Annotated in this window: 4 protein-coding genes; 3 read left to right on the top strand and 1 reads right to left on the bottom strand. The window is 63.5% G+C overall.

Translation table 11 applies throughout. From position 1 onward, the window contains the following. Window positions 1-1,245, top strand: a 1,245-nt coding sequence (locus tag EOA38_RS29040) for a GGDEF domain-containing protein (protein ID WP_145966107.1), incomplete at its 5' end; no start/stop codon positions are given. Between the two features lie 30 nt (window positions 1,246-1,275). Here EOA38_RS29040 and EOA38_RS29035 read toward each other — a convergent pair. After that, window positions 1,276-2,286, bottom strand: coding sequence for a ribonuclease (locus tag EOA38_RS29035; RefSeq protein ID WP_126093053.1), 1,011 nt, complete (start codon window positions 2,284-2,286; stop codon window positions 1,276-1,278). A gap of 199 nt (window positions 2,287-2,485) precedes the next feature. On the opposite strand from EOA38_RS29035, the gene EOA38_RS29030 reads away from it, so the two are divergent. Together EOA38_RS29030 and EOA38_RS29025 are read left to right on the top strand one after the other, a co-directional pair. Beyond that, a complete protein-coding gene (locus tag EOA38_RS29030; protein ID WP_127300855.1) occupies window positions 2,486-3,418 on the top strand; it encodes an alpha/beta hydrolase in 933 nt (310 codons plus the stop codon). A gap of 141 nt (window positions 3,419-3,559) precedes the next feature. Next, on the top strand, window positions 3,560-4,426 hold an 867-nt coding region (locus EOA38_RS29025; protein WP_145966106.1), incomplete at its 3' end, for a CaiB/BaiF CoA-transferase family protein.

The raw sequence follows: 4,426 nt of genomic DNA, 5'->3' as shown, positions 1-4,426 counted from the left end.
GTTCTTTATTTCGGGGCCATGGTCACGCTCTTCCGCTTCAGGCGCCGCATCGGGCTCGGCGTGTTCGTCTGCGCGCTCGGCGTCATGCATTTCCTCGAAACCTATCTCGCCAGCGCCTTCTACGTCGCGCTGCCCTTCGGCATGGTCTCGCCAGGCTCGGCCGTGATGTTTTCCGGCAAGCTGGTGATGCTGCTTCTCCTCTACATGAAGGAAGACGCGGCGACCGTGCGCCAGCCGATCTATGGCCTGCTGCTTGGCAATGGCTTGCTGATCGGACTGGTGCTCGTCCTGCGCCTGCACGCGATTTCGCCGCTTCCCGACGGCCGGGTCCCCGATATCGGCTTCATCGATGAAATGGGCTGGCTGATGGTGTGGGGAACCTCGCTGCTCTTCGTCGACGCCATCCTGATCATCCTGCTCTACGAGAAGCTCGGCGCCTATCTGCGCCACTTGCCTTTCGCCCGTATCCTCGCCTGCGTCGCCTGCGTGCTGACATTCGACCAGGCTGGCTTCTTCGCCGCGCTGCATTTCGTCGCCGGCGCGCCGATCTCGGTCTTCTTCGGCGGCTGGTTCGCCAAGATGGTCGCGGCGCTCGCTTACAGCGGCATGCTCGTCGCCTATCTGAGATGGGTCGAGGATCACGACATCACGCTGCCGCGCGGGCTCTCCGATATCTTCGATACGCTCACCTACCGCGAACGCTACGAGGCGCTGGTCAAGCATGTCGGCCGCGATGGCTTGACCGGACTGCTCCATCGCGGCAGCTTCGATGCCGACGGCGAGGCGGCTGTCGCGGCGGGGATCCGGACCGCCAAGCCGCTCAGCCTGCTCATCGTCGACGTCGACCATTTCAAATCGATCAACGACCGGTTCGGCCACGCCGAGGGCGACAAGGTGCTGAAGTCGATGGCCGCCTTGTTGATCGAGACTGCCGGCAACGCGGATCAGGTGTTCAGGATCGGCGGCGAGGAATTTGCGATCCTCTGCCCGCAGCCGCATGCGCTGGCGAGGCTGCTCGGCGAAGCTATCAGGAACGCGGTGAAGACCTCGGCCCATACCAGCCGCTTCAACATCACCGTAAGCGCCGGCGTGTCCACCGTCAGCGAGACGACGCGTTGCCTGGCCGACATTTTCGCGCTTGCCGACCAGCGCCTCTACAAGGCCAAGTCGAGCGGCCGCGACCGCGTGATCGGCGAACCGGGCAGCGACGCCGTCATCCGCGAGGCGGCCCCGAAGACCGCCTGACTTCGAAGCCAAAATTCGGCTGCTGAGTTCTTACTGGAATCCGATCGCGTCGACCGTGCCCTTCGGACAACCGGCCTTGCCCGTCGGCGCCGACGCCATGAGCAGGTCGGCGAGCTTGCTGTCGGGACTGATCGGACCGGAGAGGCCGAGCGTCAGCTCGCCGATCAGCCGCCTGCCGCTTGACGGATCGACCAGGCATGAAACGCGCACACGGTCGCCGGCGCCGGCGCCGAAGGCCTGGTTGAAAGCGCCGCGGATCTGATCCGACGTCAGTTGCTTGCCGATGTTCTTGTTGAAGAGGTCGCGCACCGGCGAAGCATTCACGGCGCGCATCAGATTGAGCGCGTCGGCGAAATACTCCTGCTGGCTCTTGCCGTAGCAGGTGCCGTGCTTGATCCACTCGTGACGCTCCAGCTTGGAAGCCGTGCCCGGCATCACCTGGTCGAGCTCGGCGCGCGTATTGGCATCGAGATCGACGGGCGGCAGATCCGCCCAATGCGCCGGGTTGTCGTTGGCCTTGTCGCCAGCCGGCACCTGACAATAGAAATTGCCGTTCGGCTGCGGCCACAGCCCGTGCAAGGTGAAGTGGGAAGCGTCGAATTCACTGGGGTTCTGCGCCTTGCATTCGGGCTTGCTGCCCTTGGTCTCGCAGAAGGCCGGCTGCCAGCTCAGCGCGAACACATATTCAGGCTTGCCTGAAGCAGGCTGCGACGGCTTGGTCTGGCCTGCGGGCGCCGGCGCGGTCGCGGCGCTGCCGCCGGTGATATGGCCGCAACTGATCTTCACCCACCGCCGTTCCGGATCGGCGCCCGGCACCTGGATCAGATAATGCGTGGGCTCGTCCTTGTTGCCGGCCAGAAGCTGATAGCTTTGTCCCGCTTCGGTGGACACGTTGCCGGGATTCTTGCCGCTCTTGATCGCCTGCGTCGCCGGACAGGCGCTGTCGGCCACGAAGGTGCCGCTCATCTTCACATCGGCCCGCGCCACGCCGGCGCCAACCAGAGCCAAAACGACCGAACCCCACAATGCCCAAACCCGCATTCCCGCTCTCCCGGCGATCATTGAACCGTATTGAATTCGTCACACTAGAACAGGCGAAGTGTCAGAATTACGATCTTTTTCGCCAGGCGAAAATAATCCCCATGTGAACGCCTTCGGCCCCTGCGCTTATTGCACCATGGTCGATCGCTCTCTTGACGCCGCCGAAACCCTCGCCCATCAGTCGCGAAGGGAGCGAGACATGCCATTCGACAAACAGACCAGGCTGGCCTCACCGAGCGGGGCCGACCTCAACCTTTATGTGAAACATGCCGGCGGAAATCCGCGCGCCGTTGTCCAGATCAACCACGGTCTGGCCGAGCATGCCGCGCGTTACGCCCGCTTTGCCGATTTCCTTGGGGACCGCGGCTTCCATGTCTATGCCCATGACCATCGCGGCCATGGCGCGACAAAGGCGCCCGATGCGCCGCTCGGCAGGTTCGCCGACGTCGACGGCATCGCCAAGGTGATCGCCGACGTCGGCGCCGTCCACGACCTCATCGCCGTCGAGCATCCGGGATTGCCGGTGATCGCTTTTGGACATTCGCTCGGCGCCTCGATCACGCTGAATTTCGTGCTCCGGCACTCCGATCGCATCCATGCCGCCGCCATCTGGAACGGCAATTTCTCAGCTGGCCTGCTCGGCCAGCTGGCGCTGGGCATCCTCGGCTGGGAACGGATGCGGCTGGGCTCCGACGTGCCCTCGCGCCTGCTGCCCAGGCTGACCTTCCAGGCCTGGGGCAAGGCCGTGCCCAACCATCGGACCTTGTTCGACTGGCTGTCGCGCGACCCCGTCGAGGTCGACAAATACATCGCCGACCCACTCTGCGGCTGGGACGCCTCCATCTCGATGTGGCGCGACGTGGTCGGCATGGCCCAGCACGCCGGCAAGGATTCCAGCTTCGCTGGCGTACGCCGCGACCTTTTCGTCAATCTGGTGGGCGGAGAGAAGGACCCGGCGTCGGACTATGGCAAAGGGGTTCACCACCTCGCCCGGCGCATGGACAGAATGGGCTTTTCGAATCTGGTTTCAAAGGTTTACGCCGACACCCGTCACGAAAGCCTGAACGAGATCAACCGCGACATCATCATGAGCGATTTCGTTGCATGGGCTGACAGCGTGCTTAAGGCGTGACCGGCGTGGCCTACTGCATGAGTCGTGACAGAGCTGGCTACGATTGATAGTGCATGTCGCCCAAAAGTGCGCAGCGGTTTGGGATAACGACATGCACAAGCAAGATTCTAGGCTGCGCTTTCGACCCCATCACGGTGATCCATGGCCGAACCTCCGCTGAAAGGCATCCGCGTTATCGAACTCGCCCGCATTCTGGCGGGGCCGTGGGCCGGACAATTGCTCGCCGATCTCGGCGCCGATGTCATCAAGGTCGAGAGCCCGGACGGCGGCGACGACACCCGCAAATGGGGCCCGCCCTTCGTCATGAGCCATGACTGCGAGAACCTGTCGGCGGCCTATTATCACTCCTGCAATCGCGGCAAGCGCTCGATCGCCATCGATTTCTCCAAGCCCGAGGGCGCCGATACGCTCCGCCGGCTGGTCGCCACGGCCGACGTGCTGATCGAGAACTTCAAGCTTGGCGGTCTGAAGAAATACGGCCTCGACTATGAGACCCTGAAGAAGATCAATCCGCGCCTCGTCTATTGCTCGATCACCGGCTTCGGCCAGGACGGTCCCTACGCGCCGCGCGCGGGCTACGATTTCATCATCCAGGCGATGGCCGGCATGATGTCGATCACCGGCGAGGCCGGCCGCGAGCCGCAAAAGGCGGGCGTCGCCATCTCCGACCTCTTCACCGGCCTCTATTCGGTGATCGCCATCCAGGCGGCGCTGCGCCATGCCGAGAAGACCGGCGAAGGCCAGCACATCGACATGGCGCTTTTCGACAGCCAGATCTCGGCGCTCGGCAACCAGAACCTTAACTATCTGGTTTCTGGCAAGTCGCCGGTGCAGATGGGCAACGCCCATATGAACATCGCGCCCTACGAGGTGCTGCCGGTGAAGGACGGCCACATCATCCTTGCCGTCGGCAATGACAGCCAGTTCGCCAAGTTCTGCGCGGTTGTCGGTCTGACCGAGTTGCCCGCCAATCCGGATTTCACCACCAATCCCGCCCGCGTCGCCAAT

Origin of the sequence: Mesorhizobium sp. M1E.F.Ca.ET.041.01.1.1 (assembly GCF_003997355.1) — a bacterium.
Taxonomy (GTDB): Bacteria; Pseudomonadota; Alphaproteobacteria; order Rhizobiales; family Rhizobiaceae; genus Mesorhizobium.
Note: the sequence above shows the minus strand (reverse complement) of the source record. Positions and strands in the feature narration are given on the sequence as shown.

What these genes read in the sequence shown, in the direction of transcription:
- EOA38_RS29035 (WP_126093053.1), bottom strand. Translation starts at nt 2,286, where the DNA reads ATGCGGGTTTGGGCATTGTGGGGTTCGGTCGTTTTGGCTCTGGTTGGC.
- EOA38_RS29030 (WP_127300855.1), top strand. Translation starts at nt 2,486, where the DNA reads ATGCCATTCGACAAACAGACCAGGCTGGCCTCACCGAGCGGGGCCGAC.